We start from the raw sequence: 26018 nt of genomic DNA on the forward strand, positions 1-26018 counted from the left end.
GGAGGACGATCCTCGCGCGGCGCTTTTTGTTTTGGGGACTGGCAGCCGCTCAGGGCGACATATGGATGCCGGTGCTGTGGATCCATCCCATCCAGTTGGCGAACAGGATGAACAGGAACAGCGCCACCGAGAAGCCGACGCGCAGCATCAACGAGCGCATCATGTTGGGGGTGCGGCCACGGTCGCGCATCATGAAGAACAGCGCGGAGGCCAGGCTGCCGATGATCAGAATGAAGGCGACGATGATGACGAAGCGCATGCTGGAGCGAAGGGAGGCCGCGGGTCACGAAAGTGGCCATTATGGCACCGTGGCCTCGCGAGGCCATTCGTGACGACCCGCAATCGGGGGAGCCTGTGGCGCTCGCCGGGGGCGGTGCCGCTGGTGGCGGCACTGACCGTGGTCGTCGTGACGTGCGCGCTCGGCAACTGGCAATTGCGCCGGGCCCACGAGAAGGTGGACCGCGCCGCGCGGCTGGCCGCGCTGGCGGCGCAGGCGCCGGTGGACCTGAACACGGCCCGCATCGACGCCACGCAGGTGGTCGACCGCCGCGTACGCGCCCGGGGCCGCTTCGACGCCGCCCGCACCGTGTTGCTGGACAACCGCCCGCACGGCAACGGCTCGGACGGCCGCGCCGGCTTCCTGGTGCTGACGCCGCTGAAGCTGGCCGATGGCGGCGCCAGCGTGCTGGTGCTGCGCGGATGGCTGCCGCGCGACGCCCAGGACCGCACGCGGATCGCCCCGTTCCCCACGCCCGATGGCGACGTCACGCTGGACGGCACGGCGGTGGCCACGGCGCCGCGCGTCTACGGCCTCGGGCAAGACGCGTCGGCCGAAGCAGGGCAGAAGATCCGCCAGAATGTAGACTTGGCGGCGTTCGCCCGGGAAACCGGGGCGCCGCTACTGCCGTTGGTGATGCAGCAGGCCACCGATACCGGCGATGGCCTCGCGCGCGACTGGGCGGCCGCCGACCTCGGCGCGGACCGCCACTATGGCTACGCCGCCCAGTGGTTCGGCCTGGCCGCGCTGACCGTGGTGCTGGTGGCCGTGCTGGGCTGGCGCCGTGCGCGCCGGGACACCGCCCTGCCGAACCGATAACCGAACGATGAACGTACAGACGAACTCCATGCCATCGCAAGACCCCACGGCCACGCCGGACTCCCGCATCGATGCGCGCACGCGCCGTGGCCGCCTGCAGATGCTGATGCTGCTGCTGGTCTGCGCGTCGCCGGTCATCTTCTCGTATTTCACCTATTACGTGGTCAAGCCGAGCGGCGCCAGCACCAACTACGGCACGCTGGTCGACCCGCTGCGCCCGATGCCGCCGCTCAACGTGACCGACGAGCGCGGCGAGGCCGTGCCGCTGTCGTCCTTCCGGGGCAAGTGGCTGATGGTGATGACCGCCGCGTCCGCCTGCGACGAAGCGTGTGCCAAGCGGCTGTTCACGATGCGCCAGATCCGCGCGGGGCAGGGCCAGGACCGCGAGCGCATTACCCCGGTCTGGCTGATTTCCGATACGGGCACCGTGGACGAACGGCTGTCCAGCGCCTACAACGAACCCTATGCGGGCGTGCGCTTCCTGCGCATGGACGGCGCCGCGCTGCGCCAGTGGCTGCCGGCCGAACCGGGCGCCAGGGCTGAAGACACCGTGTACCTGATCGACCCGCTCGGCAACCTGATGCTGCGCTGGCCGAAGGAACCCGACCCGAAACAGATCAGCAGCGACCTGAAGAAGCTGCTCAAATTTTCCCGAATTGGCTGATTTGCGATGCTGCTCCAACTCGCCATCATTGGCATCCTGATTGCCCTGCTGCCGCTCTCGTACGTGCTGGTGCGGGGCAGCCGCGACAAGTATCGCAAGCTGGTCTGGGTCACCGCCTTCCTCACGCTGGACCTGATCATGTTCGGCAGCTTCACCCGACTGACCGATTCCGGCCTCGGCTGCCCGGACTGGCCCGGCTGCTACGGCCACTCGAACCCGCACGCGGCCATGGAGCCGATCCGCGCCGCCGAGACCGCGCTGCCGAGCGGCCCGGTCACGCTGGCCAAGGCGTGGATCGAGATGATCCATCGCTATTTCGCCATGGCGGTGGGTGTGCTGATCATCTCGTTGATGGTGCTGGCGTGGGTCAAGCGGCGCGAGCTGAAGCAGTCGCCGTGGTTCGCCACGGGGGTGTTCGTGCTGGTCTGCGTGCAGGGCTTGTTCGGCGCGCTCACCGTGACGATGAAGCTCCAGCCGATCATCGTGGTGACCCACCTGCTGCTGGCGATGGCGCTGCTGTCGTCGCTGATCGTGCTCGGCTCCCGCAATGACCCGCCGCACGCGGTGGCGCCGCAGGCGGCCTCGCTGCGCTGGGCGGCGTGGGTGGCGCTGGGCTTGCTGGTGATCCAGATCTTCCTCGGCGGCTGGGTCAGCACCAACTACGCGGTGCTGGCCTGCACCGATTTCCCGCTCTGCAACGGCCAGCTGGTGCCCGAGATGGACTTCCGCCACGGCTTCACGCTCTGGCGCCAGCTCGGCATGACGGCCGATGGCGATTACATCCCGCACGCGGCGCTGGTGGCCATCCACTGGGTGCATCGCGGCTTTGCCTTCGTGGTGCTCGGCTTCCTGGCCTGGTTCGGCCTGCGCGCGCGCCGGATGGAGGGCCTGACGCGCCACGCCACATGGCTGCTGGCCGTGCTGGCGCTGCAACTGGCCACCGGCATGTCCAATATCGTGTTCGACTGGCCGCTCGGCGCGGCGGTGGCGCACAACGGCGGCGCGGCCCTGTTGCTGATGCTGTTGCTCCGTCTCCACTACAATATCGGCCTCGCGACCCTCGCGACACGTTATGCCGGCGCCGCTGCTCAATCCGCCTCAGCCGCGCGCGCCACATGAAGGACAAGATGCCCCCCGTGGTCTCCGCTACCCAACCTCATTCCTCCGTGGGCCGAATTCGGCACCTGGCTCGCCAATATGCCGCGCTGACCAAGCCGCGCGTCACGCAACTGGCCGTGTTCTGTGCCGTCATCGGCATGTTCCTGTCGACGCCGGGCATGGTGCCCTGGTCGGTGCTGCTCGGCGGTGCCGCTGGCATCTGGCTGCTGGCCGGTGCCGCGTTCGCCATCAACTGCCTGGTCGAGCAGAAAGTCGATGCGCTGATGCGCCGCACCGCGTGGCGGCCTTCCGCCACCGGTGAGATCTCCAGCGCGCAGACGCTGGTGTTCTCGGCCATCCTCGGCGGCGCCGGCATGTGGCTGCTGCACGTGTTCGCCAATGACCTGACGATGTGGCTGACCTTCGCCACCTTCCTCGGCTACGCCGTGGTCTACACGATCCTGCTCAAGCCGGCCACGCCGCAGAACATCGTCATCGGCGGGCTGTCGGGCGCCATGCCGCCTGCGCTGGGCTGGGCCGCCGTGGCCGGCACGGTGCCGGCCGAGGCGTGGTTCCTGGTGCTGATCATCTTCACCTGGACCCCGCCGCACTTCTGGGCGCTGGCCCTGTATCGCCGCGCCGACTACGCCAAGTCCGGCCTGCCGATGCTGCCGATCACCCATGGCGAAAAGTACACGCTGCTTCACATTTTGCTGTACACGCTGGTGATGATCGCCGCCACGCTGCTGCCGTTCGTCTACGGCATGAGCGGCTATATCTACCTCGCCGCCGCGCTGGGCCTGGGGCTGGTGTTCCTCGGCTACGCCTGGAAGCTGTTCCGCAACTACTCGGACGCGCTAGCGCAACGCACCTTCCGCTATTCGATCCTGTACCTCTCGCTGCTGTTCGCGGCGTTGCTGGTGGATCACTACTTCAAGTTCGTGCCGCAGGTCTGATGGCCCGCCTGCGGCATCTTGCCGCGCCCGGAGGCCAGCGCCGATGTGATCGGCGATACTTCCGGGCACCTCTCCCGACCACCGCGTATCCCGATGACTCTCCCCGGCTCTCCGTCCCTCCTTGCCCAGTTCCGCCGCCTCTGCCTGCTGGCACTCTGCACGGCTCTGCTGGCCGCCTGCGGGCAGCCCAAGCCCTCGTTCAAGAACGTGGATATCTCGGGCGCCACCGAGTTCGGCAAGGACTTCTCGCTGCTGGACCCGAGCGGCAAGACCCGCACGCTGGCTGACTTCAAGGGCAAGGCCGTGGTGATGTTCTTCGGCTACACGCACTGCCCGGACGTCTGCCCGACCACGATGGCCGAGCTGAAGGCGGTGATGGACAAGCTCGGCCCGGACGCCGACAAGGTCCAGGTGCTGTTCGTGACCGTGGACCCGGAACGCGACACGGGCGCGCTGCTCGGCCAGTACGTGCCCGCCTTCGACGCCCGCTTCCTGGGCCTGCGCCCGGCCGACGAGGCGGCGCTGAAGAAGGTGACCAAGGACTTCAAGGTCTTCTACGCCAAGGTGCCGGGCACCTCGCCGAACAACTACACCGTGGATCACTCGGCCGGCAGCTATGTGTTCGATACCAACGGCCAGCTGCGCCTGTTCCTGCGCCACGGCCAGGGGCCGGACCCGATCGCGCATGATTTGAAGCAGCTGCTGTCGTAAGGCGAAGGCAAGACAAAAAAAGGGCCGGTCGCAAGACCGGCCCTTCTGCATTGCGGGGAGCGGAGGATCAGGCGAAAGCCGCCAGCGCACCCTTCATCTTCTTCATCGCGGCCGCCTCGATCTGGCGGATGCGCTCGGCGGAGACGCCAAACTCGTCGGCCAGCTCATGCAGCGTGGCGCCGCCCGAGCCGTCGTCGTTCACGTCCAGCCAGCGTGCCTCGATAATGCGGCGGCTGCGGGCATCCAGACGCTCCAGCGCCTCGACCAGCCCTTCGACCTGCATGCGGTCCTGGCGCTTGGCCTCGAGCACGCGGGTCGGCTCGTTGTGGTTGTCCGCCAGATACGCGATGGGGGCGAATTCCTCCTCGCCGTCGTCGATCTGGCCTTCCAGCGCCAGGTCGCCGCCCGACAGGCGGGTCTCCATCTCCATCACTTCTTCGGGCTTCACGTTCAGTTCGCGCGCCACGGCTTCCACCTGCTCGGGCGTGAACGTGTGTGCGCCGGTCTTGTGGCTGCGCAGGTTGAAGAACAGCTTGCGCTGGGCCTTGGTGGTCGCCACCTTGACCATGCGCCAGTTCTTCAGCACGTATTCGTGGATTTCGGCCTTGATCCAGTGCATCGCGTACGACACCAGACGCACGCCCTGATCCGGGTCGAAGCGCTTCACGGCCTTCATCAGCCCGATGTTGCCTTCCTGGATCAGATCCGCATGCGGCAGGCCGTAGCCCAGGTACTGGCGGGCGATGGACACCACCAGACGCAGGTGGGACATCACCAGCCGGCGGGCGGCATCGACGGATTCATGGTCGCGCAGGTCGCGCGCGAGGCGCTGCTCTTCCTCGGCGGTCAGCAGCGGAATCCGGTGGATAGCCTGGATGTAGCTATCCAGATTGCCCACTGCGGCCGGGAAGGCGAGCGCGAGGCTGCCAGCGGCGGCATTCTTGGGGGCCATCGGCAGACGGCCAGAAATCTTGGTTGGGTCGGCAGACAGAACTGCGGTCACGCTTATTGCTCCTTTCGCATCCGGCGGTAGGTTGCCGGCGTGCCTCGATTCCAGAATCGGAAGAGTCACTGCACTGCAACGCATATTAGCACTCAGGTTCGGCGAGTGCTAAGTTAGAGCTTCTATAGGGTTGATAGTTCCGGACAATGAATATCGTTGTTGGGATAGTCTAATGGGCCTCGGTGCGGCGTCCGCGCCTTGTCTGGCAAGGGCTGGCGGGCCGCCAGCGTCGCGTACCATGATTAGAGGGAACTCGCCCCGATCGGTTTCATCGTGATTTCGGGATGCTGTATTGCGCATTTCGCTACACTGGCGGCCAGCTTTCCGCTGTTTTCCCGTTGTTATCCCATTGCCAGGAGTCCTGTCATGTCTGCCATCGAACACTTGCTCAAGCCCCATGTGCGGGACATCGGCGAGTTCACGGTCCGCCGCCTGCTGCCCGCCGCCGCCACGCAGACCGTGGGCCCCTTCATCTTCTTCGATCACCTCGGTCCTGTGTCGATGCCGCCGGGTAATGGCATGGATGTGCGGCCCCATCCACATATCGGCCTCGCGACCGTGACGTATCTGTTCGAAGGCGAGATCACGCACCGTGACAGCCTCGGCAGCGAGCAGGTGATTCGCCCTGGCGACGTGAACTGGATGACCGCCGGCACCGGCATCACGCACTCGGAGCGTTCGCCAGACGCCGCGCGCCAGGCCGGTCCGCTGCTGCATGGCATCCAGACCTGGGTGGCGCTGCCGAAGACGCATGAGAAGGATCCGCCGTCGTTCCACCACCACCCGGGCGCCACGTTGCCCAAGCTGGAGCTTCCCGGCGTGCGGATGATCGTGATTGCCGGCGACGCCTTCGGCGCGGAATCCCCGGTCCGCGTGTACAGCCGCACGCTTTACGTGGCCATCGACATGGAAGCCGGCGCGACGCTGGTGATTCCGCCCGAGCACGTGCAGCGCGGGCTCTATCCGGTGGAAGGCGATGTGACGATCGATGGCGAGGCGCTGGCGGGGGAACACCTCGCCGTGCTGGTGCCGGGCGAGCCGGCCACGCTGACCGCGACCACCGCCGCGCGCGTGATGCTGCTGGGCGGCGATCCGACCGACGGCCATCGCTTCATCTACTGGAACTTCGTGGCGAGCACCAAGGAAGACATCGACGACGCCGCGCGCCGCTGGGAGAACGACGAGTTCCCGCACGTGCCGGGCGAGACCGAGCGGATTCCGCTGCCTCCGCGCCGGCCTTAATCGGCTCTAATCGTCCGTAATCGTCAGACCGGGCTCGTCCAGGCCACGCGCGTGGCCTGCTTCAGGCAGTCCTGGATGGTCGCTACCTGCGTGGCGATGGGCGCCGGCACCGGCGCGTCGCCATCGAGCACCTTGCGAATCCAGGCGGCGGTCAGGCCGACGTCGGTGCCCGGCGGCAGTTCGGGCACGTCGCCAATCGACCCGCCTATCGGATCGACCAGCGTCCGCTGATGGCCGTCGTGCAGCCAGTCGATGCGGCCGCTGCGGCGGGCATCCGCCACCACTTCCCCTTCGGTACCGCGCGCCAGCAGCACGTTGGCAGGCTCGTGGGAGAAGTAATCGGTCAGCGTCTCGCGGTATTCCGGATGGGTGTAGCTATAGAGCCGCAGCGCCTCGGCCGGCGTGTGGCTGCCCACCGGCTGCAGCATCTTGACGATGGTGTGCGAGGAATTGCGCAGGCCGATGATCGGACGCTTGTCCAGCAGGCGCGAAAGCGCTGGAGACAGCACATCGATCGGCAGTACGGCCAGCGGATTGGCGGCGTCGCGCAACTGGTCCTGCGCGGCCTGCGTGGTGGCGCAGAGCGGCACGCCGAGCGCCTCGAACAGCTGCATGCTCGTCACCCGGCCGTTGAACTCGCGCGAGCCGTGCACCAGCGTCGGCACGCCTTCGCGCGCCAGCAGCAGCGCCAGCAGCGGCACCAGATTCGGCTGCTTGCGCGCGCCGTTGTAGCTGGGGATGACGACCACGGGCTTGTCCGGCGGCGGCGCCAGCGCGGCGCAGTGTCCGTGGGCGGCCTCGAGCATGCCGGCCAGCTCGTGCGGCGCCTCGCCCTTGATCCGGTAGGCCATCAGCACGGCGCCCAGTTCGATGTCGGAGACGCGGCCGGCCAGCATCGCATCGAACAGCACCTGGGCGTCCTCGCGGGGCAGCGCCCGGGCGCCATTGACCCCGCGGCCAATCTCCTTGATGTACTTGCTGGCCGAAAACGGCGGAAGGGTCGGGGCGGCAGATGTCATGGCGGGAGGGGATATGTGGATCGTTCTGCCGTTCATGATAGCGGAGCAGGGCGGCTTCGCCCACGCCCGCCATCCCACGCATCCCCGCCGGGGTCAGGCTGCCTCGCGCAGCGCCGGGTTGCGCTGCTTGCGGTAGAGGAAGTCCAGCACGGCGGTGCGGCAGGCGTGGTAGCCCTTGTCGTCGGCCAGCGCCACGCGGTCGCGCGGGCGGGGGAGGTCCACCTTCAGGATCTCGCCCACCGTGGCCGCCGGACCGTTCGTCATCATGACGATGCGGTCCGCCAGCAGCACCGCTTCGTCCACATCGTGCGTGACCATGACCACGGTGCTTTGGGTGCGGGCGACGATCTTGATGAGTTCGTCCTGCAGGTGGGCGCGGGTCAGCGCATCCAGCGCGCCGAACGGCTCGTCCATCAGCAGCACCTTGGGCGACATGGCCAGTGCCCGGGCGATGCCCACGCGCTGCTTCATCCCGCCCGAAATCTCGTGCGGATACTTGCTCTCGGCGTGCGTGAGGCCGACCAGCGCCAGGGTGTCCTGGGTGCGCGCCTTGAGCTGGGCGCGGCTCTCCGTGGCGGCGAACACGCGCTCCACGCCCAGGTAGACGTTCTCGAAGCACGTCATCCACGGCAGCAGCGAGTGATTCTGGAACACCACGGCGCGCTCCGGCCCCGGTCCGGCAATCTCGCGCCCGGCGCAGATCAGCGCGCCCGTGGTGGGCGTGGTCAGGCCCGCAATCAGGTTCAGCAGCGTGGACTTGCCGCAGCCCGAATGCCCGATCAGCGTGATGAACTCGCCCTCGGCAATGCCCAGGTTGATGTCGCGCAGGGCCACGAACGGCCCCTTGCGCGTCTTGAAGGTCTGGCCCACGTTCTCGATGCTGACAAACTTTTCCATGGCGATGGCTCCTTCGGGGGGCGGTCAGTTGTTGCCGTAGCTGAAGCGGCGGGCCAGCGCGAGCAGCAGGTGCTCGAGGATCAGGCCCACCACGCCGATGATGAAGATGGCGATGACGATGTGCTCCACCTTGAGGTTGTTCCACTCGTCCCAGAGCCAGAAGCCGATGCCGGTGCCGCCCGTGAGCATCTCGGCCGCCACGATCACCAGCCACGCGGTGCCGATCGAGAGCCGCACGCCGGTCAGCATGTAGGGCAGCACGGCCGGGAACAGCACCTTGCGGAACACCTTCCATTCGGATAGATCGAGCACGCGCGCCACGTTCAGGTAGTCCTGCGGCACGCGCGTCACGCCGACGGCCGTGTTGATGATCATCGGCCAGATCGAGCAGATGAAGATGGCCCAGATGGCGGCCGGGTTGGCCGCCTTGAACAGCAGCAGCCCGATCGGCAGCCACGCCAGCGGCGAAACCGGGCGCAGCAGGCTGATCACCGGCGCCGCCATTGCATTCAGGAAGGCGAAGCGGCCCAGCAGGAAGCCGGCCGGAATGCCGACCACCGCCGCCAGCCCGAAGCCCGCCGCCACGCGCGCCAGCGAGGCCAGGATGTTCCAGCCGATGCCCTGGTCGTTCGGCCCGTTGCGATAGAACGGATCGGAGAACAGCGGCACGGCGGCGTTCCAGGTGGCGCCCGGCGTGGGAATCGCCGGAATCATCGTGGCAATGCCGTGCCAGACCAGCAGGAACAGGACGAAGCCGACCAGCGGCGGCACCGTCTTGCGTACGACGGCGCCAAGCGCCTCGCGGCGGGCGGCCATCCGCTCTTGCGCGGCCAGTTGCGCCGCCCGGCGGCGGGTTTGCTCCTTGGTGTCGGTGTCGACAAGGTCCGAAGTCATGGCGGGTGTGCCTTCCGGCGCGGGGTGGGCAATGGCATTCACGTCTGGCTCCTGAGGTGAGGGCAGCGGGACATCAAGGAAACGACGAGGTCAGGCTTTGATCTTGAATCCATCGGCATAGGCCTTGGGGTCCTTGGTGGCATCCCAGGTCACGCCGTCGATCAGCTTGGCGGTGCGGAAATCGCTCTTGGGCACGGCCACCTGCGCGGCGGCGGCGGCCTGCTTGAAAATATCGATCCGGTTCACCTGCTTGGCCACGGCCAGGTAGTCCGGGTGCTCCTTGAGCAGGCCCCAGCGCTTGTGCTGCGTGAGGAACCACATGCCGTCGGACAGGAACGGGTAGTTGGCCGCGCCGTCCTGGTAGAACTTCATCGAATCGGGGTCGTCCCAGGTCTTGCCCAGGCCGTTGCTGTAGCGGCCCAACATGCGGTCCAGGATGATGTCCATGTCGGTATTCACATAGGACTTGGCGGCGATGGTCTCGGCGGTCTTGCGGCGGTTCGAGGTCGAGGCGTCGATAAACTTCGAGGCTTCGAGGATGGCGGCGACCATCGCCCGTGCGGTGTTGGGGTTCTTCTGGACGAATTCCGCCGTGGTGCCGAGCGTCTTCTCGGGGTGGTCCTTCCAGATCGCCTGGGTGGTTTCCACGGTAAATCCGATCTTGTCGGCGATGGCGCGCGCGCCCCACGGCTCGCCCACGCAGAAGCCGTCCATATTGCCCACGCGCATGTTGGCCACCATCTGCGGCGGCGGGACGGTGATGGCCTTGGCATCCTGCATCGGATTGATGCCGTTGGCGGCCAGCCAGTAGTAGAGCCACATCGCGTGGGTGCCGGTGGGGAAGGTCTGGGCGAACACGTAGTCGCGCCGCTCCTTCATCATCAGTGCCTTCAGGCTGGCGCCGTCCTTCGCGCCTTTTTCGGCGAGTTTCGATGACAGCGTGATGGCCTGGCCGTTGTGGTTCAGGTTCATCAGCACGGCCATGTCCTTCTTCGGGCCGCCGATGCCGAGCTGCACGCCGTAGATCAGGCCATAGAGCACGTGGGCGGCGTCGAGTTCGCCGTTGACGAGCTTGTCGCGCACGCTGGCCCAGTTGGCTTCCTTGCTCGGCGTGATCTTGATGCCGTACTTCTTGTCCAGGCCGAGCGTGGACGCCATGACCACCGAGGCGCAGTCCGTCAGCGGGATGAAGCCGATGCGGACTTCGGATTTTTCCGGGGCGTCGGAGCCGGCCGCCCAGGCGCCGCTGCGCACCAGCGGATCCACCAGCGTCATCACGCCGGCCCCGGCGATGGTGGCCAGCACGCGGCGCCGGCTCTGGCTGGCTGGGGCTGCGTCGGGAGTGGCAGGGACCACGGCTGCGGGCAGGGGCTTGGCGTCTTTGAGGCGAGAGGGCATGGCGATGGCTCCGAAAAAAGAAAAAGGCGTCCCGACCCGCAGCCCGCCTTCGCCAGCTTGCAGTTCAGGACGCCGTTGTCCCGCCGCGCGTGCCATGGTGGACAGCGCGGACGCGTTGTTCAGGTTGTGAGTTCGGGTGCTTAGAGCTTCGTGCTTCGGTACCACGCGGCCGTCGTTGGCCGTGCAGGCGATAACGCAAGCCACGTGCCAGCGTCGTTGCGGCGCACAAGCGCGCGGAAAACCTGCCGGAAATCCCGATCTGGAGGCAGCGCGGGGCGGGTCCGCCCGGGGTCGGTGCGGACGGTGGGCCGTGGCGGGGCACGGCGGATGGATGGGCGGGTAATGGACTGCGCGAACTAGTGCGGGCCGGGCCGGCCCGCAGCGCCACAGTTGTGCAATGCACCAGCCGCGTGCGGGCGGGGAGGGTGCTCATTCGCCACTGTATGCGGCCGTACGCATGGGTGTATGCTTTTGGCCTACCGCGCCGCGCCGGCGCGGATTCCATCAGAAAAACAGTCTGGAGAGTTTGGATGACCGAGTTCGTTTTCGAGCCGCAAGCCCCCGTTGGCGTCCCCGTGCGCGGTAGCCGCGCAAGCTTTCCCGTGCGCCGGGTTTATTGCGTGGGCCGCAACTATGCCGCCCATGCGCGCGAAATGGGCTCGGACCCGGATCGTGAACCGCCGTTCTTCTTCTGCAAGCCGTCCGACGCGGTGAGCTACGTGGCCGACGGCACCGAAGGCACCTTCCCGTACCCGCCGGGCACCAGCAATTGCCACTATGAAGTGGAACTGGTGGTGGCCATCGGCAAGGGTGGCAAGGATATCCCGGTCGAGCAGGCCGCCAGCCACGTCTACGGCTACGCCCTCGGCCTGGACATGACGCGCCGCGACCTCCAGAACGAATCGAAGAAGACCGGCCGCCCCTGGGAGACCGGCAAGGCATTCGACAAATCGGCGCCGATCGGCCCGATCCTGCCGGTGTCCGAGATCGGCCATCCGCAGAAGGGCGCGGTCACGCTGGCGGTGAACGGCGTGGAGAAGCAGCGCGGCGATCTGTCGGACCTGATCTGGTCGGTGCCCGAGATGGTGTCGTACCTCTCGAAATTGTTCGAATTGCAGCCCGGCGACCTGATCTACAGCGGCACGCCCGAAGGCGTGGGCCCGGTGGTGAAGGGCGACGTCATGCTGTGCCGCATCGAGGGTGTGGGCGAGTTGACCGTCAAGGTGGCCTGAGCCGATGCTGAAGCTCTACAGCTACTTCCGCAGCTCGGCTTCGTTCCGCGTGCGTATCGCGCTGGAACTGAAGGGCCTGCCGTACGAGTACGCGGGAGTGCACCTGCTCAAGGAAGGCGGCATGCAGCTCAAGCCCGAGTATCGCGCGCTCAACGCCGATGGCGTGGTGCCGACGCTCGTGGCCGACGGCAAGCCGCTGATCCAGTCGATGGCGATCATCGAATACCTGGATGAAACGCACCCCGAGCCGCCGCTGCTGCCGGCCAACCCGCTGGACCGCGCCATTGTGCGCGGACTGGCGCAGGAAATCGCCTGCGAGATCCATCCGCTGAACAACCTGCGCGTGCTGAAGTACCTCAAGCACACGCTAGGCGTGGCGGAGGAGGCGAAGGACGCGTGGTACCGGCACTGGATCGAGCAGGGCTTTGCCTCGCTCGAAGGCAACCTCCAGCAGATCGGCCGCGTGGGTCGGTACGCGTTTGGCGACACGCCGACGCTGATCGACCTGTGCCTGGTGCCGCAGGTATTCAACGCGCACCGGTTCAACGTCGATCTGGACCGATTCCCACAGATCGCGCGCATTCACGCGGCCTGCATGGAGCTGGAAGCCTTCCAGAAGGCCGCGCCGGCAGCGCAGCCGGATAGCGAGTAGTCCGCTTTTATCGGATGGTTCCGACGTTTGCAGGAAGCCCGGCAGCGATGCCGGGCTTTTTTGTTGCCGATCGGCCGATTGGCCGATTGGCCGAATTGGCGGTTATGGGGCCAACGGCTTGCAGGCCGTATCACCGTGCCCGACGATGCAGCGCGTCAGGCGATTGCTGACGCCGCCAGCCGTCCATTCGGCCATCACGTAGAGATAGGCACCGCTCCACGGACCCGGCTGACCCGCCATGCCGGACAGGCGTCCGTCCGGCGTGAGCGTCGGCCGCCAGGCGGTAGAGGCGCAGGATGCGCCACTTCTCGTCAGGCACACGAGGCTCCAGGTGACGGGGGCCGTGACATCGAGCGCGGGGGCGGTGCTGCGGACCGCAAGCTGGCCGTCGGTGACCACGTATTGGCCGTTAGGCACATCGGCCCCGGACGCCGCCGCGCCGGGCGTGGATAGGCCCAGTGGCAAGACGATCTCCACCTTGTCGCCCACCGGGTCTTCCACCGGCACCACCTTGAGCTGCATGACGCCGCGCAGACCGGGTTTGTCGGCCGAGGTGGCGCGCAGCCAGAGCGACGGCACGCCGTAGCTCGCCCCGACGACGAGGTCCATCGTGTGATCGGGCGGGATGATGGGCGACACATCGGGCATGGTCAGCGTGCCATCGGCGGCCATGGCAGCGCCCGGCGCCCACGGGGCGCAGTCGCTCACGCCGTAGTTGATGTCCATGCCGCACGAGAGCTCCCACTGCACCGACCGCAACGGATGGCCTGCATTGCCGAAGTAGGCCTGGAAGGTGTCGTCGTGCAGGTTGTGGACCGGGTAGGTCGGCAGGCTGTGCAAGCCGCTGTCATCGGTGTAGGTGGTCATGTCGTCGGTGGTGCGGCCGCCTGCGCCATAGCGTCGCCCGACGATGACGATCGTCGGCGCCTCCAGCGTCACCGATGCCTGGCGCATGACCAGATGGTCGGCCGTGCTGCGCACGGTGATCGAGACCTGCCGGCCGCCGGTGTTCAGTACAGCGTCCAGATCGGCGCCGCGCGGAGAGCGGTAGCGCCCGCTGGCCGAAATCGTGCCGACTGCCGGGTTGCCGCCGGGCACACCATCGACCAGCCATTCCAGGGGCGTCGTACCAAGGTTGCGCGTGGCGAGCGCGAACTGGATGGTCTTGCCGCCGGCCTTGTCGGCATCGAAGAACACCAGCGATCCGGTACCGGGTGTCAAGTCAATCTGGGGCAGCCCGGACAGGCGCACTACCACTTCGTCGGTCGCGCGCCATTGCAGCTTGTTCACGGTTGCGCCGCCGCCGAGGTTGCCGATGCGCACCGAGAACCTGCCGTCGACCGCATCGTCCGGCACGGACACGGACGTGATACCGGCGTCCAGCTTGATCGCGGCGTGGCCGATGGTGGCATAGCCCCCGGGCGCCTCGGTGAACGTGGCGGTCAGGTACGCCTGGCCAGAGTAGGGCACGCCGGCTGGATCGAGCACCTTGATGCGCATGGCGCGGGTGGTCCGGAAGTAGTCGCAGTTCCACCAGCTGAAGTGATCGACATCGGCCTGCATCGCCAGCCCGGTGGGACTGTCGGGCGATGCCACGACAACGCCCGAGATGCCGGTGGCCTGCCGCCACTGGCCGGTGCTGTCGTCCATGCTCCAGACCGGCACGGTATCGCCGGGCTGGAGCAGCTTGCCGTCAGGCGTGGTGGCGGCATAGAGCGGGATGGAGATCCGCGCGGTCTTGCCGGGCGCCAGTTTCAGCGGCTGGCCGTTCTGCGAGAACGAGAAATCGGCCATGCCCATGCTGACCATGATGCCGTCCACGCCGTCCTGGCGCAGGTACGGCGTGCCCGGGAAGCCTTCCGGATTGCCGGCCGCGCTGTAGGGCGTGATGTCAATCTGCACAGTGCCACTGACCGGCTTGCCGTCAGGGGTCACGAACGACCCGGGGGCCACCGTGACGCTGGCGCCATCGCCGCCGGCAAAGGTGCCGCCGGACTGGAAGCCCGGCGCGGAGAGGGTCGTGCCGACGGGCAGCAGCGTGGCCTCGATGCGTGCGTCGCGCGTGGCGGTCACCGGCACCACCTGCTCGACGTAGCCGGTCTTCGACAGCCGCACCACGGCATTGCCGGCTGGCACCGCGAGCGCGGCAAAGTCGCCGCTGGCCGAAGTGGCGCCCTGCGCGACCACGGCCTTGCCATCGGCGCCGGACACCTTGACGGTGACATCGGCGGCATGGCCGTGGGGATTGCCCCCGCCGGCGGCCTGGTAGACCTGGCCCGACAGGGCGATGGTCTGGCGCGGCACGGGCGGCGGATCGACCTTGCCGGTGCCTCCGCCTCCGCCGCCATTGTCATCGCCGCCGCACGCCGCCATCAGCGTGGCGACGCAAAGCGATCCGAGCCAGGCGCGCATCCTGCGTGGCTTCAACGTTCCATTCATGGTTCTCGTCCTCAGGTGAAGAATGCCGGGGGGCGAGCCATTGCAGCAGCCATCCCTGGGACGACGGTTGATGTCAGTCAACGTTGGCCACGCAGCTAGTCCGGCCCCTTCCGGCAGCCAAACGGGCCTGCCGGAGGGGCAAGTCGCAGCGAGGCGCTAGCGATAAAACGAAAATGGCGAGCCCGGGGGCTCGCCATGCTGGTTTTGCAGGGGAAGCTGGCCAAAGCCAGCCGTGCTCAACCGAGTAGTGCTTCAGCGAATTCGTCAGCCTTGAATGGCTGAAGATCTTCCACCTTCTCGCCCACGCCGATGAAGTACACCGGCACCGGGCGCTGCCGGGCGATGGCGGCGAGGATGCCGCCCTTGGCCGTGCCATCCAGCTTGGTCACGATCAGGCCGGTCAGGCCCAGCGCGTCGTCGAAGGCGCGGGTTTGGGACAGGGCGTTCTGCCCGGTGTTGGCGTCGATCACCAGCAGCACCTCGTGCGGGGCCGTCGGCATCGACTTGCCGATCACGCGCTTCACCTTCTTCAGTTCTTCCATCAGATGCAGCTGCGTGGGCAGGCGCCCCGCGGTGTCCGCCATCACGATGTCGATCTTGCGCGCGCGCGCCGCGTTCACGGCATCGAAGATCACTGCCGCCGGGTCGCCGCCTTCCTGGGCGACCACGGTGACGTTGTTGCGCTCGCCCCAGATCGTCAGTTGCTCGCGCGCGGCGGCGCGGAAGGTGTCGCCGGCCGCCAGCAGCACCGACTGGTGGTAGGCCTGGAAGTGCTTGCACAGCTTGCCGATGCTGGTGGTCTTGCCGGCGCCGTTCACGCCCGCGATCATCATCACCAGCGGCTGCTCGCGGCCCAGTTCCATGGTCTTCTCGAGCGGGCGCAGCAGGTCGGTCAGCAGCTCGCGCAGGGCGATCTTCACGGCTTCGGCGGTCTCGAGGCGCTCGTTCTTCACGCGGCGGCGCAGTTCGCCGAGCAGGAACTCGGTGGCTTCGACGCCGGCGTCGGCCATCAGCAGCGCGGTTTCGAGTTCCTCGAACAGGGCCTCGTCCACCTTCACGCCGACGAACAGCGTGCCGAGGTTTCGGCTCGTCTTCGACAGCCCGGCACGCAGGCGCGTCATCCAGCCACGCTTGGCCTCGGCGGTCTGGGTTGGCGGCGGCGTTAGTTCGAGTTCCTCGACAACCGGCGGCTCATAGGCGACCGGCGCCGGCGGCGGAGGCGGCACTTGGGCGGGAACCGGGACCGGCACGGGCACCGGGGCAGGCACCGGGGCAGGCACCGGAGCGGGAGCCGGAGCGGGAGCCGGGGCAGGTGCGGGGGCCGGAACCGGGACGGGGACAGGCACCGGAACAGGAACAGGCACCGGCACGGGGACCGGAACCGGGGCAGGCGTTGGAGCTGGAGCGGGGACAGGCAAGGGCGCCGGCGCCGGGCTGGGCGACGGCTGGGGTTGGGGGGCAGCGGTGGGCGAGGCCACCGGTGCCGGCGTGATGGCCGGCGCCGGCTCGGCAGCCGGCGGCTCGGCGGGCGCAGGGGCCGGCTCGGCCTTGCGCTTCTTCCAGAAACTAAACATTAGGGAAAGGGGTCAATACCCCGGTAGAATCAATCGCCAAAATTCTAGCAGACGGGGTCGCATGAACCATTGCGCTGTCTTGTCCGGAGCGGGCGCCGCCCGAATCCGATCAATGCCCACCGCCCGCCTCTCGCGGCGCGTCCTTCCCACACTGGTTGCTGCTTTCGCCTTCTCCGGCCTGTCAGGATTGCCCGGATTTGGCGGATTCGCCGGATTTAGTGGCGCGGCGATGGCCCAGACCACCGCGCCCACGCCGCAGGGCCCGCCTTCCGGAGCGCGGACCGCTTCCGCGGTGGGCCAGCCCCAGGCGGGCACCACCGAATTCCAGCTCTCCAACGGCATGCGCGTGATCGTCAAGGAAGACCATCGCGCGCCCACCGTGGCGCACCAGATCTGGTACCGCACGGGCGGCATCGACGAGGTGAGCGGCACCACGGGCGTGGCCCACATGCTCGAACACATGATGTTCAAGGGCACGCCGAAGGTGCCGGTGGGCGAGTTCTCGCGCCAGATCGCCATGCTCGGCGGTCGCGAGAACGCCATGACCAACCGCGATTTCACGCTCTACTACCAGCAGATCGCCAAGCAGTACCTGCCGAGGATGATGGAGCTGGAGGCCGACCGCATGGCCAACCTCATCATCAAGAAGGACGAATTCGACCGCGAGATGAAAGTCGTGATGGAGGAGCGCCGCCTGCGCACCGACGACTCCCCGCGCGGCACCGTCTACGAGCAGCTACTGGCCACGGTCTACACCGCCGCCGCCTACCGGCATCCGGTGATCGGCTGGATGGATGACCTCGTCAACATGCGCGTGGAGGACGTGCAGGCCTGGTACAAGGCCTGGTACGTGCCGAACAACGCGCTGCTGGTGGTGACCGGCGACGTCAAGCCGGACGAGGTGCGCGCGCTGGCCGAACGCTACTACGGCAAGCTCAAGCCGCGCGCGCTGCCGCTGCGCAAGACCCAGCTCGAGGCTACCCAGAAGGGCATCAAGCGCATCTGGGTCAAGGCGCCGGCCGAGAACCCGTACATGGTCATGGCCTACAAGGTGCCGCGCCTGCATGACGTGGAGAAGGATGTCGATCCGTACGCGCTGGAGGTGCTGTCCGCCGTGCTGAACGGCTACGACAACGCCCGCCTGACCCGCGAACTGGTGCGCGAGCAGCGCCTGGCCGACGACGTGAACGTGGGCTACGACAGCATCAATCGCGGCGAATCGCTGTTCGTGCTCGACGGCACTCCGGCCAACGGCCACACCACGGACGAGATCGAAAAAGCCCTGCGCGAGGAAATCCAGCGCATCGCGAAGAACGGCGTGTCCGAGGAAGAGCTGAAGCGCGTCAAGGCGCAGGTGGTGGCGGGCCAGATCTACAAGCGCGACTCGGTATTCGGCCAGGGCATGGAGATCGGCACGGCTGAGATCTCCGGCATCTCGTGGCGCCAGATCGACCGCATGCTCGACAAGATCAAGGAAGTCACGCCAGCCCAGGTGCAAGCCGTGGCGGCAAAGTATTTCAACGATGACAACCTGACCGTGGCCACGCTGGTGCCGCAGCCGATCGACCCCAACAAGCCCAAGACTGCCGCCCCGGAAGGGCTGCGTCACTGAGGAGCCACGATGTCCTTGTCCGTCATGACGATTGCCTCGCCACGGATGGTGCGCCGGCTGGCCGGGGTGGCCTGCGGGGCGATTGCCCTCCTGGCCGGCTCCGTGGCCCAGGCCGCGCTGCCCATCGAGAACTGGACGGCCTCCACCGGCGCGAAGGTGTTCTTCGTGCCGAGTCCGTCGATTCCGATGCTCGATGTCAATATCGATTTCGACGCCGGCGGCCGCTACGACCCGCCCGGCAAGGCCGGATTGGCCACGCTGACCGCCGCGCTGCTCGACAAGGGCGCGGCCGCCCAGGACGGCCAGCCCGCGCGCAATGAAGCCCAGGTGGCCGATGCCTTCGCCGACACGGGTGCCGATTTTGGCGGCGCGGCTGGCGGCGACCGTGGCGGCATCGGCCTGCGCACGCTGACCGCCTCGCCCGAACGTGAGCAGTCACTACGGCTGGCCGGGCAGCTGATCAAGGCGCCGACCTATCCGGCGGCCGTGGTCGAGCGCGAGAAGCAGCGCCTGATTACCGCGATCCGCGAGGGCGACTCGCGTCCCGGCGTGATCGCCGACAAGACGCTGTCGAAGGCCGTGTATCCGAACCATCCGTACGGAGTGTCGGCCACGCCGGAATCGGTGGCCGCCATCTCGCGTGATGACCTGCTGAAGTTCTGGCGCGACAACTACACCGCCAAGCGCGCCGTGGTCACGCTGATCGGCGCCATCGACCGCAAGCAGGCCGAGCAGATCGCCGAAGACCTGACGCGCGGCCTCCCCGACGGCGTGGCCGCGCCCAAGGTGCCGGACGTGCAGATGACGATTCCGGGCAGCGAGAAGCGCATCCCCCATCCGGCGCAGCAGGCCAGCGTGGCGATGGGCCAGCCGGCCATCGCGCGCGGCGACCCCGACTACTTCGCCCTGCTGGTGGGCAACTACGTGCTCGGCGGCGGCGGGTTCAGTTCGCGGTTGACTGACCAGGTGCGCGAGAAGCGCGGGCTGACCTACGGCGTGGACAGCTATTTCGCGCCGGCGAAGCAGCCCGGGCCGTTCGGCATCACGCTCCAGACCAAGAAGGAGAACACCGACGAGGCGCTGCGGCTGGTGCGCGAGATCCTGAAGCAGTACGTGCAGACCGGCCCGACCGACGCCGAACTGCGCGCCGCCAAGGACAACCTCGTCAATGGCTTCCCGCTGCGCATCGACAGCAACCGCAAGCTGCTGACCAACGTGGCGAACATCGGCTGGTACGGCCTGCCGCTCGACTATCTCGACACCTGGACGGCGCAGATCGGCAAGGTCACGCGCGAGCAGGTGCGGGCGGCTTTCCAGAAGCACGTGCATCCGGATGCCATGGCCACGGTCATCGTGGGCGGCCCGGTGCAACCCTGAGTTGGCGCTAACTTGGCGCCGGGTTGGCGCAGCATCGATCGTTGAGACGATTCTGATTGTGAAGCCGCGCAGCCGCCAGAGGGTGTGGCGGGGCGCGGCAGGCTCTACAATCACGGCATGAATTCGCGCACCAAACCATCGCCCGCACCGCGCGGGCGATCTGCTTCTCCCTCCCCTCGCCAGGCGCCGGCGCAGGTCCGCATCATTGGCGGGCGCTGGAAGCGCTCGCTGCTGCCGGTCCTCGAGGCCGAAGGGCTGCGGCCCACGCCTGACCGCGTTCGGGAAACCCTGTTCAACTGGCTCGGCCAGGACATGTCCGGGATGACCTGCCTCGACCTGTTTGCCGGCTCCGGCGCACTTGGCTTCGAGGCGGCGTCCCGTGGCGCGGCGGCCGTCACGCTGGTGGAGGCCAACCCGCGTGTGGCGCGCCAGTTGCGCGACAATCAGTACCGGTTCGACGCCGAGCAGGTCAAGGTGATCCAGGGCGACGCCTTCGCCGTGGCCGCGCAGATGCCGGGCGCCAGCTTCGACGTGATCTTCCTGGACCCGCCGTTCGCCGAGGACTGGCTCGGGCCGGCGCTCGAGCATGCAGCACGGCTGTCGCGGCCGGGTGGGGCGGTCTATGTGGAGACCGACCACGCGCTGATCGGGCCCGATGCGCCGGTGCCGGCCTCGCTCGAGATCGTGCGGCAGGCCCGCGCGGGCGCGGTGCACTTCCACCTGCTCCAGCACAAGGTGCCGGGGCAGGGCGAAGCAGGGTAGTCGTACGACGAGTTGCCGCGCCGGGCAAGCGTTTGCGGGCGTGCTGCAACGCCGCAGAAAGCCTGTGGATGGACTTCCAAATGCCGCATTTGGCGTTACACTACGCCGCTGTTGTTTGTTCAACGCTCGTCACGCAGCCAGAATCCATCGATCGGCCACAAGGCCGGCAGCGGGCACCCCAAAGGAGGAAATATGGTCGTCGCGGTCTATCCCGGTACATTCGATCCCATGACCCGGGGACACGAGGATCTCGTCCGTCGCGCGTCGAATATCTTCGACGAGCTGGTGGTCGGCGTGGCGCACAGCCCCAACAAGCGCCCGTTCTTCTCGCTGGAGGAGCGCATCGGTATCGCGAAGGAAGTGCTCGGGCACTATCCCAACGTGCGCGTGGAAGGCTTCTCGGGCCTGCTCAAGGACTTCGTGCGCAAGAACAATGCGCGCGTGATCGTGCGCGGCCTGCGCGCGGTGTCGGATTTCGAGTACGAGTTCCAAATGGCCGGCATGAACCGCTACCTGCTGCCGGACGTGGAAACGATGTTCCTGACCCCCTCGGACCAGTACCAGTTCATCTCGGGCACCTTTGTGCGCGAGATTGCCGTGCTGGGCGGCGATGTCAGCAAGTTCGTATTCCCCTCGGTGGAGCGCTGGCTGCAAGAGAAGATTGGCAAAGCGGAATAGAATGGAGCCTTCGAACCCGCCGACGCGGCCAGTCGGGCGCGGGCGGGTCGCAGGAAGGAAATATCATGGCGCTATTGATCACTGACGACTGCATCAACTGCGACGTTTGTGAGCCCGAGTGCCCGAACGAAGCAATTTCGATGGGGCCCGAGATCTACGAGATCGACCCCAACAAGTGCACCGAGTGCGTCGGCCACTTCGACGAACCGCAATGCCAGCAGGTATGCCCGGTGGCTTGCATCCCGAAGGACCCGAACCGCGTGGAGTCCCAGGAGGTGCTGATGCAGCGCTACCGGCTGCTGACCGCCGCGCGGCATGCGGCTTGAGCATTATTCAGCACTCTGGCCGTACCCGTTCCGGGTTGTCCGGCATATAAAAAACCCCGCATCGCGGGGTTTTTTATTGCCTGCTGACACTGGGCCGGAAGATACCCTTCACTTGCCCGTGTGCAGCTCCATCATCGCGCGCTCGTTCTCGCCACGCGCCAGCAGCCCCAGCGGGCCGATGCTGCGGTCGATCGCCGTGTCGATGGCTTCCTGCTCTTCCTTGCGTGGCGGCTTGAGCACATAGTTGACCACATCCTCGCGGCCCGCCCCGGCGCCGCCCGGCGCATTGCGCGGATGGCCCACGCCGAGCCGCAGGCGCCAGTAGTCCTGGGTGGTCAGGTGCGCGGCAATGTCCTTGAGCCCGTTGTGCCCGCCTGCGCCGCCGCCGCGCTTGAGCTTGACCGCGCCCGCAGGCAGGTCCATCTCGTCGTGCGCGACCAGGATCTCGTCCGGCAGGATCTTGTAGAAGCGCGCCAGCGACACCACGGCGAGCCCGGAGCGGTTCATGAACGTGGACGGCTTGAGCAGCCAGATGTCCTGGTCCCAGAGCCGGGCGCGGCCGGCCAGGCCGTGGAAGCGGCCCTCCACGCGCAGCGTTGTGCTGCCCATGCGGGCGAGTTGGTCGACGAGCCAGAAGCCGGCGTTATGCCGCGTGGCCTCGTATTCCGCCCCGGGATTGCCGAGGCCGACGATGAGCTTGATCATGCGATGAATCGGGAAGGTCGGGAGAGTCTGGCGCGAGACAGCATACGTCAAAACGCTGGCGAAAATCCCGCGCGAAAAAAAACCGCCGGCGAACCGGCGGTTTCTTCGATGCGCGAGAAGGCTTAGGCAGCCGGCGTTTCGCCAGCGGCTTCGCCACCTTCAGCAGCTTCGGACACACCACCGGCCGGCAGCGAGATGCTGGCAACGGCGGGGTTGTCGTCACCGTGGGTGATGGCGGTCACGCCCTTCGGCAGCTTCACGTCCGACAGGTGCAGGGTCTGGCCCAGTTCGGCCTGGCCCAGATCCACTTCGATGAACTCGGGCAGGTCGGCCGGCAGGCACGACACTTCCAGGTCGTTCAGGATGTGGTTCACGATGCCGTGGCCCAGCTTCACGCCAGGAGCGGATTCCTGGTTCATGAAGTGCAGGGGCACCTTGACGTGGATCTTGTCGGTGGCCGACACGCGTTGGAAATCAACGTGCAGCACCAGCGGCTTGAACGGGTGCATCTGGAACGCGCGCAGCAGCGCCTTCTCGGACGCGCCACCCACTTCCAGGTCCAGGATCGACGAGTGGAACGCTTCCTTCTTCAGGGCGTGCCACAGCGCGTTGTGATCCAGTTCGATCATCTTGGGCTCGGCGGCGCCGCCATAGATGATGCCGGGGGTCTTGCCGGAATTGCGCAGGCGGCGGCTCGCACCCGTTCCCTGTACGCTACGCTCGAAAGCGATGACTTTCATGGTGTACTCCAAATAGTAAGAAGGCTGTCCGCGACCAGACAGCCTCGACTGAAGCGGCACGACGAGAATGTAGTGCCGCTTGAAGCACATTGGCCGCCAAACCTGGCAGCCAATGCGGTAAAGCCCAAAATTCTAGCAGGTATCGCTATGCAGCGGCTACCCAGCGCGCATCAGTGGTCGGCAAACAGCGACATGATCGAGTCGCCCTTCACGATCCGGGTGAAGGTCTCAGCCAGCAGCGGGGCGGTGGAGACCTGGCGGATCTTGCCGGACTGGCGGGCCTCGTCGGACAGCGGGATGGTGTCGCACACCACCACTTCGTCCAGCTCGGACGCCGCGATGCGGGCTGCGGCACCGCCCGACAGCACCGGATGGGTACAGTAGGCGAAAACCTTCAGCGCGCCGCGCTCCTTGAGCACCTGGGCGGCCTTGCACAGCGTGCCGCCGGTGTCGATCATGTCATCCATGATCACGCAGTTGCGGCCTGCCACTTCACCGATGATGTTCATCACCTCGGCCACATTGGCCTTGGGACGACGCTTGTCGATGATCGCGAGGTCGCAGTTCAGTTGCTTGGCCAGCGCACGGGCGCGGACCACGCCGCCAACATCGGGCGAGACGACGAGCAGGTCGCCGTAGTTCTTCTCGCGCAGGTCGCCGAGCAGCACGGGCGACGCATAGATGTTGTCGACGGGAATATCGAAGAAGCCCTGGATCTGGTCGGCGTGCAGGTCCATCGTCAGGACGCGCTCTACACCGGCCACTTCGAGCATGTTGGCCACGATCTTGGCCGAGATGGCCACGCGCGCCGAACGCGGGCGGCGATCCTGGCGGGCATAGCCGAAGTAGGGCATGGCGGCGGTGATGCTGCGGGCCGAGGCGCGCTTGAGGGCATCGACCATCACCATCAGTTCCATCAGGTTGTCGTTGGTCGGCGCGCAGGTGGACTGCAGCACGATGACGTGCTTGCCGCGAACGTTTTCCTGGATTTCGACCTGGACTTCGCCGTCGGAGAAACGGCCTACCAGTGCCTTGCCCAGGGGAATGCCGAGGTGCTGTACGACAGCCTCCGCGAGTTTGGGGTTGGCGTTGCCGGTAAATACCATCAAGCCTTCGCTGCTCATTCGGGGCACCTGTCTTGCTGCTGGGGGAGATTTTGTGACCGCCGGCCATTGCCGGCAGCCGATTCTGCGAGTGTTCGTCAGAACACTATAGGAAGTAATGGCAGGGGAGGAAGGATTCGAACCCTCGCATGCCGGAATCAAAATCCGGTGCCTTGACCAACTTGGCGACTCCCCTACACAACCTTTATCGACTGTCGCGGCGCCAAACTGAAGCACCTCGCCAGACGAAAACTTGCTATGCGAATGTTGCGAGCGGGTGATGCGACAAACTACTCACACACCTGCCATCCCATTCCGATGGCACCTGTTCCACAACCTGCTGCGCAGTTTGCTGATCGTCGAAACGGGCAAACACGCAGGCTCCGGAACCGGTCATCCTTGCATGGGGACTGTATTGTCTCAGCCATTCAAGGGCTCGGGCAACTTCGCCGAATTTCGCTGTTGCTATCGCTTGCAGGTCGTTGCGACCGAAAGCGAATTTGTTTGTGCAAGCAGCGAAGTCGGTAATTATGGAGATGGGCGTATCCCTTGTCAAGCGTTCGTCCGAAAATATTGCAGCGGTGGGCACGTGCTGGCGCGGGTGGATGACGACGAACCAACTGGACGGCAAATCCACGGGCGTCAGTTCCTCGCCCACCCCTTCCGCGAAGGCGTTCTGGCCGAAGACGAACACCGGCACATCGGCGCCCAGCGAGAGGCCGATCCGCATCAGTTCGTCGCGCGGCAGCCGCACGCCCCAGAGGTGATTCAGCGCCAGTAGCGTGGTGGCCGCATCGGACGATCCGCCGCCGATGCCGCCGCCCATCGGCAGCCGCTTCTCGATGGCGATGTCCGCGCCGAAGCGGGTGCCGCTGGCCTGCTGCAGGGCACGCGCCGCGCGCACCACGAGGTCGGTGTCCGCCGGCACACCGGGGATGTTGGTGGTGCGGGCGATCACCCCATCGTCGCGGCGGTGAAAGTGCAGGGTGTCCGACCAGTCGACTAGCTGGAATACGGTCTGGAGCGTGTGGTAGCCGTCCGGGCGGCGCCCGGTCACGTGCAGGAACAGGTTGAGCTTGGCCGGCGCCGGGCAGTCGCGCAGGTCCGGGGGCGGCAGGGAGGTATCGGTGGTCATGGCGGCGGTCATTGGCGGGCCTCCGGGTCGATCACGAGCCGCACGGTCATCGGCGACGGGCCGCCGTCGCGCGCCATGTCGATGCGACGCGGCCGGGCGGTGGCCACGGTGGCACCTTCCGGCGGCTCCTGCCAATCCACATAGCGCACGGTCCAGCCGGCCTGCGTGAGGGTGTCGAGGCGGCCGCGCACGTCGCGCGTGGCGTTGGCCGGCGCGCCCGGCGCGGGGCGGCCGTGCAGCCAGTCGCGCATGCCCGAGACGGGCAGCGAGAAGCCCAGCGCCTGTTCCATCAGCGCGTCCACCTCGGGCGCGTTGCGCGGCGGCTCATTGGGCAGGTCGAGCGTGGCGCCCGAGGGCGTGGACGTCACCACGGCCAGCGTCTGGCCCAGCGGCGAAACGAGGTCCAGTCGCACGTTACGCCCCTGTTCCTCCCAGCGGAAGCTGCCCTGCACGCCTTCGTTGCGGCCATAGCGGGTGTAGTTGGCAGCGAAGCGGCCCGAGTAGTGCTCGCTGCGGGCGGTCTCGCCGGCGTCGAAGCCGCGCGAGGGCGCCACGCTGGCGCAGCCGGCCAGCCAGAGCGGGGCGGCAAGGCAGAACAGGGCCAGGCGACGGGATCGGAGCATGGTCATGAGTCGTCGGTCGGAAAAATCGGGATGTATGACGAGGTGGCGATGGCCGCCAGGGCGACCATCGCACAACAGCGCC

Annotated in this window: 26 protein-coding genes and 1 tRNA gene; 13 read left to right on the forward strand and 14 right to left on the reverse strand. The window is 66.9% G+C overall.

Translation table 11 applies throughout. From position 1 onward, the window contains the following. Positions 1 to 49: 49 nt before the first annotated feature. Positions 50 to 259 (reverse strand): twin transmembrane helix small protein, encoded by a 210-nt coding sequence (locus tag AC1DEL_RS25985; RefSeq protein WP_092291634.1) that lies wholly within the window; start codon positions 257 to 259, stop codon positions 50 to 52. A 69-nt stretch (positions 260 to 328) separates the two neighbouring features. Here AC1DEL_RS25985 and AC1DEL_RS25990 point away from each other — a divergent pair, with 69 nt between their 5' ends. The 5 genes from AC1DEL_RS25990 (at position 329) to AC1DEL_RS26010 (ending at position 4525) form a co-directional block, all read left to right on the forward strand. Further along, complete coding sequence (locus AC1DEL_RS25990) at positions 329 to 1096, forward strand: SURF1 family protein (protein ID WP_092291636.1); 768 nt, start codon at positions 329 to 331, stop codon at positions 1094 to 1096. Between the two features lie 7 nt (positions 1097 to 1103). Beyond that, complete coding sequence (locus AC1DEL_RS25995) at positions 1104 to 1760, forward strand: SCO family protein (protein WP_092291638.1); 657 nt, start codon at positions 1104 to 1106, stop codon at positions 1758 to 1760. 6 nt (positions 1761 to 1766) lie between these two features. After that, positions 1767 to 2879 (forward strand): COX15/CtaA family protein, encoded by a 1113-nt coding sequence (locus tag AC1DEL_RS26000; protein ID WP_454756766.1) that lies wholly within the window; start codon positions 1767 to 1769, stop codon positions 2877 to 2879. 8 nt (positions 2880 to 2887) lie between these two features. Further along, positions 2888 to 3814, forward strand: coding sequence for a heme o synthase (cyoE, locus tag AC1DEL_RS26005; protein ID WP_177219866.1), 927 nt, complete (start codon positions 2888 to 2890; stop codon positions 3812 to 3814). 93 nt (positions 3815 to 3907) lie between these two features. Beyond that, on the forward strand, positions 3908 to 4525 hold the full coding sequence (locus tag AC1DEL_RS26010) for an SCO family protein (RefSeq protein ID WP_092291642.1): 618 nt from the start codon (positions 3908 to 3910) through the stop codon (positions 4523 to 4525). 67 nt (positions 4526 to 4592) lie between these two features. On the opposite strand, the gene rpoH is transcribed toward AC1DEL_RS26010, so the two are convergent. Beyond that, a complete protein-coding gene (gene rpoH / locus AC1DEL_RS26015) occupies positions 4593 to 5477 on the reverse strand; it encodes an RNA polymerase sigma factor RpoH (RefSeq protein WP_255370730.1) in 885 nt (294 codons plus the stop codon). A 417-nt stretch (positions 5478 to 5894) separates the two neighbouring features. Here rpoH and AC1DEL_RS26020 point away from each other — a divergent pair, with 417 nt between their 5' ends. Then, a complete protein-coding gene (locus AC1DEL_RS26020) occupies positions 5895 to 6770 on the forward strand; it encodes a pirin family protein (protein WP_477125882.1) in 876 nt (291 codons plus the stop codon). 23 nt (positions 6771 to 6793) lie between these two features. On the opposite strand, the gene ybiB is transcribed toward AC1DEL_RS26020, so the two are convergent. From ybiB to AC1DEL_RS26040, 4 genes are all read right to left on the reverse strand, one after another. Beyond that, on the reverse strand, positions 6794 to 7789 hold the full coding sequence (gene ybiB / locus AC1DEL_RS26025; RefSeq protein WP_477125883.1) for a DNA-binding protein YbiB: 996 nt from the start codon (positions 7787 to 7789) through the stop codon (positions 6794 to 6796). A gap of 93 nt (positions 7790 to 7882) precedes the next feature. Next, positions 7883 to 8686 (reverse strand): ABC transporter ATP-binding protein, encoded by an 804-nt coding sequence (locus AC1DEL_RS26030; protein ID WP_092291650.1) that lies wholly within the window; start codon positions 8684 to 8686, stop codon positions 7883 to 7885. Between the two features lie 24 nt (positions 8687 to 8710). Then, the gene (gene ntrB, locus AC1DEL_RS26035) at positions 8711 to 9622 is read right to left on the reverse strand and encodes a nitrate ABC transporter permease (RefSeq protein ID WP_092291652.1); all 912 of its coding nucleotides are present in this window, start codon (positions 9620 to 9622) and stop codon (positions 8711 to 8713) included. Positions 9623 to 9670: 48 nt separating this feature from the next. Next, a complete protein-coding gene (locus AC1DEL_RS26040) occupies positions 9671 to 10978 on the reverse strand; it encodes a CmpA/NrtA family ABC transporter substrate-binding protein (RefSeq protein WP_092291654.1) in 1308 nt (435 codons plus the stop codon). A gap of 530 nt (positions 10979 to 11508) precedes the next feature. Between AC1DEL_RS26040 and AC1DEL_RS26045 the strand changes: the two genes are divergently transcribed. Both AC1DEL_RS26045 and maiA read left to right on the forward strand, forming a co-directional pair. Further along, complete coding sequence (locus AC1DEL_RS26045) at positions 11509 to 12210, forward strand: fumarylacetoacetate hydrolase family protein (RefSeq protein WP_441593640.1); 702 nt, start codon at positions 11509 to 11511, stop codon at positions 12208 to 12210. Positions 12211 to 12217: 7 nt separating this feature from the next. Next, positions 12218 to 12862 carry a maleylacetoacetate isomerase gene (maiA, locus tag AC1DEL_RS26050; RefSeq protein ID WP_177219867.1) on the forward strand — a complete coding sequence of 215 codons (645 nt, stop codon included), beginning with the start codon at positions 12218 to 12220 and terminating at the stop codon, positions 12860 to 12862. Between the two features lie 102 nt (positions 12863 to 12964). On the opposite strand, the gene AC1DEL_RS26055 is transcribed toward maiA, so the two are convergent. Both AC1DEL_RS26055 and ftsY read right to left on the reverse strand, forming a co-directional pair. Continuing rightward, entirely contained in the window at positions 12965 to 15301 is a 2337-nt protein-coding gene (locus tag AC1DEL_RS26055) for a carboxypeptidase-like regulatory domain-containing protein (RefSeq protein ID WP_477125884.1), read from the reverse strand. 236 nt (positions 15302 to 15537) lie between these two features. Further along, positions 15538 to 16671, reverse strand: coding sequence for a signal recognition particle-docking protein FtsY (ftsY, locus tag AC1DEL_RS26060; RefSeq protein WP_477125890.1), 1134 nt, complete (start codon positions 16669 to 16671; stop codon positions 15538 to 15540). 265 nt (positions 16672 to 16936) lie between these two features. Between ftsY and AC1DEL_RS26065 the strand changes: the two genes are divergently transcribed. The 5 genes from AC1DEL_RS26065 to AC1DEL_RS26085 all read left to right on the forward strand — a co-directional run bounded on the left by AC1DEL_RS26065 (position 16937) and on the right by AC1DEL_RS26085 (position 21630). Then, positions 16937 to 18487, forward strand: coding sequence for a M16 family metallopeptidase (locus tag AC1DEL_RS26065; RefSeq protein ID WP_092291663.1), 1551 nt, complete (start codon positions 16937 to 16939; stop codon positions 18485 to 18487). A 9-nt stretch (positions 18488 to 18496) separates the two neighbouring features. Beyond that, the gene (locus AC1DEL_RS26070) at positions 18497 to 19864 is read left to right on the forward strand and encodes a M16 family metallopeptidase (protein ID WP_092291665.1); all 1368 of its coding nucleotides are present in this window, start codon (positions 18497 to 18499) and stop codon (positions 19862 to 19864) included. A gap of 117 nt (positions 19865 to 19981) precedes the next feature. Then, positions 19982 to 20626, forward strand: a complete 645-nt coding sequence (gene rsmD / locus AC1DEL_RS26075) for a 16S rRNA (guanine(966)-N(2))-methyltransferase RsmD (RefSeq protein ID WP_177219859.1) — start codon at positions 19982 to 19984, stop codon at positions 20624 to 20626. 192 nt (positions 20627 to 20818) lie between these two features. Next, positions 20819 to 21304, forward strand: a complete 486-nt coding sequence (gene coaD, locus AC1DEL_RS26080) for a pantetheine-phosphate adenylyltransferase (RefSeq protein WP_092291667.1) — start codon at positions 20819 to 20821, stop codon at positions 21302 to 21304. Between the two features lie 65 nt (positions 21305 to 21369). Further along, on the forward strand, positions 21370 to 21630 hold the full coding sequence (locus AC1DEL_RS26085; protein WP_092291669.1) for a YfhL family 4Fe-4S dicluster ferredoxin: 261 nt from the start codon (positions 21370 to 21372) through the stop codon (positions 21628 to 21630). Positions 21631 to 21738: 108 nt separating this feature from the next. Here the strand turns inward: AC1DEL_RS26085 and pth are convergent, their stop codons facing one another. The 6 genes from pth to AC1DEL_RS26115 form a co-directional block, all read right to left on the reverse strand. After that, positions 21739 to 22335: an aminoacyl-tRNA hydrolase gene (gene pth / locus AC1DEL_RS26090; RefSeq protein ID WP_477125885.1), complete on the reverse strand. Its 597-nt coding sequence runs from the start codon at positions 22333 to 22335 to the stop codon at positions 21739 to 21741. A 122-nt stretch (positions 22336 to 22457) separates the two neighbouring features. Continuing rightward, positions 22458 to 23075 (reverse strand): 50S ribosomal protein L25/general stress protein Ctc, encoded by a 618-nt coding sequence (locus tag AC1DEL_RS26095; RefSeq protein ID WP_092291672.1) that lies wholly within the window; start codon positions 23073 to 23075, stop codon positions 22458 to 22460. Between the two features lie 170 nt (positions 23076 to 23245). Then, positions 23246 to 24199 carry a ribose-phosphate pyrophosphokinase gene (locus tag AC1DEL_RS26100; protein ID WP_092291674.1) on the reverse strand — a complete coding sequence of 318 codons (954 nt, stop codon included), beginning with the start codon at positions 24197 to 24199 and terminating at the stop codon, positions 23246 to 23248. A 98-nt stretch (positions 24200 to 24297) separates the two neighbouring features. Beyond that, positions 24298 to 24374: transfer RNA gene (locus AC1DEL_RS26105), tRNA-Gln, on the reverse strand. Between the two features lie 60 nt (positions 24375 to 24434). Then, a complete protein-coding gene (gene ispE, locus AC1DEL_RS26110) occupies positions 24435 to 25313 on the reverse strand; it encodes a 4-(cytidine 5'-diphospho)-2-C-methyl-D-erythritol kinase (RefSeq protein WP_477125891.1) in 879 nt (292 codons plus the stop codon). Positions 25314 to 25321: 8 nt separating this feature from the next. After that, a complete protein-coding gene (locus AC1DEL_RS26115; RefSeq protein WP_304441450.1) occupies positions 25322 to 25942 on the reverse strand; it encodes an outer membrane lipoprotein LolB in 621 nt (206 codons plus the stop codon). Positions 25943 to 26018: the final 76 nt, after the last annotated feature.

This window comes from Cupriavidus sp. 10L43_2 (assembly GCF_056395265.1).